The sequence below is a fragment of the Longimonas sp. genome (genome assembly GCF_046498435.1).
In the GTDB taxonomy this organism is placed as follows: domain Bacteria; phylum Bacteroidota; class Rhodothermia; order Rhodothermales; family Salinibacteraceae; genus Longimonas.
Genome location: NZ_JAWOAR010000242.1, coordinates 1 through 4,240 on the forward strand (window position 1 = coordinate 1; position 4,240 = coordinate 4,240).

5 protein-coding genes are annotated in these 4,240 nt (G+C 56.5%); 2 read left to right on the forward strand and 3 right to left on the reverse strand.

Features of this window, described 5'->3' with window-relative positions; genetic code table 11:
• Nucleotides 1-89: 89 nt before the first annotated feature.
• Nucleotides 90-350 (reverse strand): hypothetical protein, encoded by a 261-nt coding sequence (locus tag R6U20_RS09255; RefSeq protein ID WP_410337572.1) that lies wholly within the window; start codon nucleotides 348-350, stop codon nucleotides 90-92.
• Between the two features lie 288 nt (nucleotides 351-638).
• On the opposite strand from R6U20_RS09255, the gene R6U20_RS09260 reads away from it, so the two are divergent.
• Nucleotides 639-1,094 carry a hypothetical protein gene (locus R6U20_RS09260; RefSeq protein WP_410337573.1) on the forward strand — a complete coding sequence of 152 codons (456 nt, stop codon included), beginning with the start codon at nucleotides 639-641 and terminating at the stop codon, nucleotides 1,092-1,094.
• A gap of 249 nt (nucleotides 1,095-1,343) precedes the next feature.
• Here the strand turns inward: R6U20_RS09260 and mce are convergent, their stop codons facing one another.
• A complete protein-coding gene (gene mce / locus R6U20_RS09265) occupies nucleotides 1,344-2,489 on the reverse strand; it encodes a methylmalonyl-CoA epimerase (protein WP_410337574.1) in 1,146 nt (381 codons plus the stop codon).
• A 135-nt stretch (nucleotides 2,490-2,624) separates the two neighbouring features.
• Between mce and R6U20_RS09270 the strand changes: the two genes are divergently transcribed.
• Nucleotides 2,625-3,569 carry a cation diffusion facilitator family transporter gene (locus R6U20_RS09270; protein ID WP_410337575.1) on the forward strand — a complete coding sequence of 315 codons (945 nt, stop codon included), beginning with the start codon at nucleotides 2,625-2,627 and terminating at the stop codon, nucleotides 3,567-3,569.
• Between the two features lie 85 nt (nucleotides 3,570-3,654).
• Here the strand turns inward: R6U20_RS09270 and R6U20_RS09275 are convergent.
• A partial coding sequence (locus R6U20_RS09275) for a hypothetical protein (RefSeq protein ID WP_410337576.1) occupies nucleotides 3,655-4,240 on the reverse strand: 586 nt, incomplete at its 5' end.

The following is a 4,240-nucleotide window of genomic DNA, read 5'->3' on the forward strand; positions in this document are numbered from 1 at the left end:
CAGTAAAATCATTAGCATTACGATTGTCTTTTTCATTGTTGTATAGATTTAAGTTTGTTGATGCTATCAGATAGTTGTACGCAATTAGCCTACGCGCACTTTTCTAAATAATCTTTCCACTTAGTGCAACCTTTGAATAATTTACGAACATACCGTTTTGGCAATTCGTATTGAAAACATCCAACTGCATCCAATTGTCCATATCCAGCAGTTATACTTATTTCATCAATAAAAGTACTACAAGCTGGTTTTTTTCCAATACTATACATTGCCACCGCACAATAACTGCGTACAACATATAATATATTCCATGCCTTGCTTTTTAGCCATTTTTTAAGTTTCTTTTTCATATCAAAGTTTTTAAGTATTTGTAAATTTGTGCCTTGTATTCGGCACGTAACATATTATCAGCCGTTGTACACAATAAATTTTAAAAGCCCGTTTAATTAATATTGCGGTTTGCTTCGGCTTTTTATCAATAAGCTTGTTAAGCCATTTATTGCATAACCGTACACAGTTGATGGAGGGAACTGTATGACTTTCGTATCTCCGTACGGTACGTCACGGAAACGGGCTCCTGATGCTTCGGTGTATGCTGTGACGACTCCTTAACGTTTTTGCTTCGGACCACACATTGTATGGACACCACACCTGGATTTCTACACAACGCGTCGGTGCGTACCGACCGTGCTGATGACCTTGATGCACTCATTCGGTCGCTGTTTACACGCCGTCACTTACGCACTGCCGGCGCAGGCAGTCAGCAGCAGATGTGGATGGTTGCCGAGTTCGTGCAGCAGCTCCGCAAGCACAGCACCGTGTTCAAGCGCATCAGCAGCAAGATGGAGGGACCCATTCCATTTGGGCTGGGCCACTGCACCGTGAAAGACGGCACGCTGGTGCCGGTGGCGCGTCCGCTCCCGTTGCATCACCCTGAGGTGTTTGCGCGGGTTGTGAGCGAGTTCGTGGAGGCCGGCGCCATCTGCCGCGTTGCCCCGTCCGACACCCCCTCACACGGATGGCGGATCGACGGCGTCGACGCACTGACTGCACTCAATGCTTCAGACCTCACATCGCTTTTGGAGTCTTTTTGAAGGTGTTGGATGTGCAATCAGGGCATCACGAACGCCATGCGCTGCCAGGCTCTACGTGAGATTAATCATAGGATCTGGCACCGACGGTCCCGCGTCGGTGCAATGGCAGAGGACGCACTATGGGAGAGCATCGTAGCCTACTGCGGCTAAATCTCATAATCCTACAAAGAGCCTGTTTGGGTTTTGGTTTGAAGGCGAGAGCGAGCGTCGGTGGAGCGAAACGAGGGCGAATCCCGACATACGGTTCACTCACGGCGCAATAAACGCGCGCATCTGATCGGCCAGGGGAGCAATACGCTGGCGCTGCAATGCGTGGTGCTGTCCGGGCAGAACGGCTAACCGGCTGTTTGGGAGTGCGTTGTGCAACGTGAGTGCAGCCTGCAAGGGAAACAGGTCGTCTTCGTCGGCCATGCTTACGAGCACCGGCTGTCCTACGGTTTGCATCTGCCGACGCAGTCGCAGCGCGGCCCCCGGCAACTGCTCGATAAACGCCCGCAGCGTGGTCGACAGGGCGTCCCAATCGCCATGCAGCGCATCCATGCGTCCCGATTCGGCGTCGGCGCGGTCGAGGCGATGGGCCATGGCATCCACCGTAGCCGTGGTCCAATCGATGTGCGCGCCGTGAGTCATCACGCGCGCCACTCGCTCGGGAGCTTCGTGCGCCAGTTGAAGCGCCATATTGCCGCCCATTGAAAAGCCAAAGACATGGGCTTGGGCCACATCCAGGGCATTGAGCACCGCCTGCGCGTTCTCTGCAAAAAGCATCGGCGTAAGCACCTGTTCAGGCTTCGCATTGGCAGACGCCCCGTGTCCGATAAAGTCGAGCGCCACCACATGCAAATGCGGCTCCAAATGCGGTACTAGCAGGCGGGTTTCGGTCTGTGTGCTTCCGGCAGCGCCATGCAGCAACAGCACCGTGGGCTGTTCGGGAGCCCCCCACGTGTAGTAGGCCACTGCTCCCGCATCGGTATCCACGTAGCGTGGTGTAGGCAGTTGCGGCTGACTGCTGCAACACTCAATGAGCACGCCATGCGTGGCCTTCGGGTGCAGAAAAAAGATGCGCTTGCGATCGGCCCCCTGGAGCGGCGCATCCGACAGCGGCGTAAAGCCCGCCTCCATCATCCGCTCGAACGCATCGTCGATGTCGGGCACCTCAAACGCCAGGTGGTGCACGCCCTCCCCCTGTCGCTCCAGAAACCGGTGAACGGGCGAATCCTCGCGCGTGGCTTCCAGTAATTCCAGTTTCGTGTTCTCAACGGACAAGAAGTGCGTCGTCACCCCTTGTTCGTCCACCGTTTCTGATTTGTAGGAGAGCGCATTGAGAACGGTGGCGTACGTTGCGCGAACGGCTTCGGCATCGCGAACGGCAATCCCGACATGTTCAAGACGAAGCATACAAGCGGCAAAGTTAGACGGAAAACTGGCATGGTGAGCGCTTCATTGGGCAGAAACGCATCGCTTCAATGAACATCCGCCACCGCTGTGCGTCAAGCCGATTCCGATACAGTTCACAACAATATTGTCATCGGCATGCCTACCCCCGCAGAGCGCGCCCGGCGCCGCGCCATGATGTGGAGCCTTTCTATCGCGGTGCTTATGCTCGCGGGCAAGTCTCTGGCGGCATGGTATACGGGAAGCGCAGCTATTTTTTCGGATGCGCTGGAGTCGGTCATCCACCTGGTTGCGACCGGGTTTTCGGGGTTTAGCCTCTGGTATGCGTCGACCCCGCCCGATCAGGGGCATCCGTACGGACACGGAAAAATTGCGTACTTCGCCGCCGCATTCGAAGGACTGCTGATCGCCGCCGCAGCCATCGTTATCGGCTGGGTGGCCATTGAAGACCTCATTCGCGGTCCCTCGTTGCAACAGCTCGACATCGGGCTGCTCATCATAGCTGCTCTGACCCTGACCAACGCGGCCTTGGGCATCTACCTGATTCGTACCGGGCGCACGCACAACAGTCTGGTCCTCGTCTCCAACGGCCAGCACGTGCTCACCGACATGTGGACGAGCCTGGGCGTGCTCGTGGGCGTGGGTCTGGTGCGGCTTACGGGCGTGCTCTGGCTCGACCCGGTGGCTGCGCTCCTCGTGGCCGCCAACATCCTGTGGACCGCCGGGCGCCTGCTCCGCCGCTCGCTGGGCGGACTCATGGACCGCGCCGACACGAACACCACCCGCCGCGTGCTACGCGTACTCAACGAAGCGAAGTCCGACGACACCATTGCCAACTACCACCAGGTGCGCCACCGCCGCACCGACGACCAGCTCTGGATTGAGTACCATCTGCTGTTCCCCGGCCAGATGTCGGTGCGCGAGGCCCACGCCCGCTCACACGAGGTCGAAGCGGCCCTGCACGAGGCCTTCGCCAAGGACGAAGTGCGCGTGACGGCCCACCTGGAGCCGCGCCAGCACGGCGAGGCCCACCCACCTGACCACGTCGAACCCCACGACCCGCTCTACGACCTTTCGCGATAGGACACGTCTTTGTAATGCAGGACGTACGCAGTTGCAACTCACGAATGTCATCTCGTCGCGAGGCTCTGCCTCGTGACGCCGTCGTTTAGGGGCTCCGCCCCGTCCACAGGCAGGAAATGACGTCCCTCGGGTCAAGTGCGTAACTCCTATAATGTAGTGCTGTAGTGCTGTGTGTGACAACAATGCTGTTGACAGATGGCGGAGTCACACCAGGTGGCAGGGGAGGGTTGTAAGCCATCGTTTCCGGGGGGTTGTCAATATCTGCCTGCACCGTTTTGGCATAATCCTTGAGGGCCGCTTCGTCGGTATCAGTCAACTCAGGGGCAAGGCCCAGGGATTTTTTAAGCTGGTTCTTGGACAGCTTTTCAAAAACGGTTTCTTGTTCCGCTTCAGCCAGCTTCTTGTGCTTTTCTTTCAAAGCTGCAATGAAATCCGCTTGTTCCTGTTCGGTTTTTTCCGTGATTGTCCATTGCTGTGTCCAGGTGTCACCGATAAGGGCCGGTGCTGCTTCGGTGGCGTTCTGCGTCAACGGGTCATAGTCCGGGGTTGTCTCTGTCACAGGTGCATACCCAGGAGCATTGAACGGCTTAGGATAGGATATCAGCGGGTTTGCCTGCCTGATCTGTCTTGCAGTCAGCGGGTATTCTTGCGTGGTGGTGTTTATATATTTC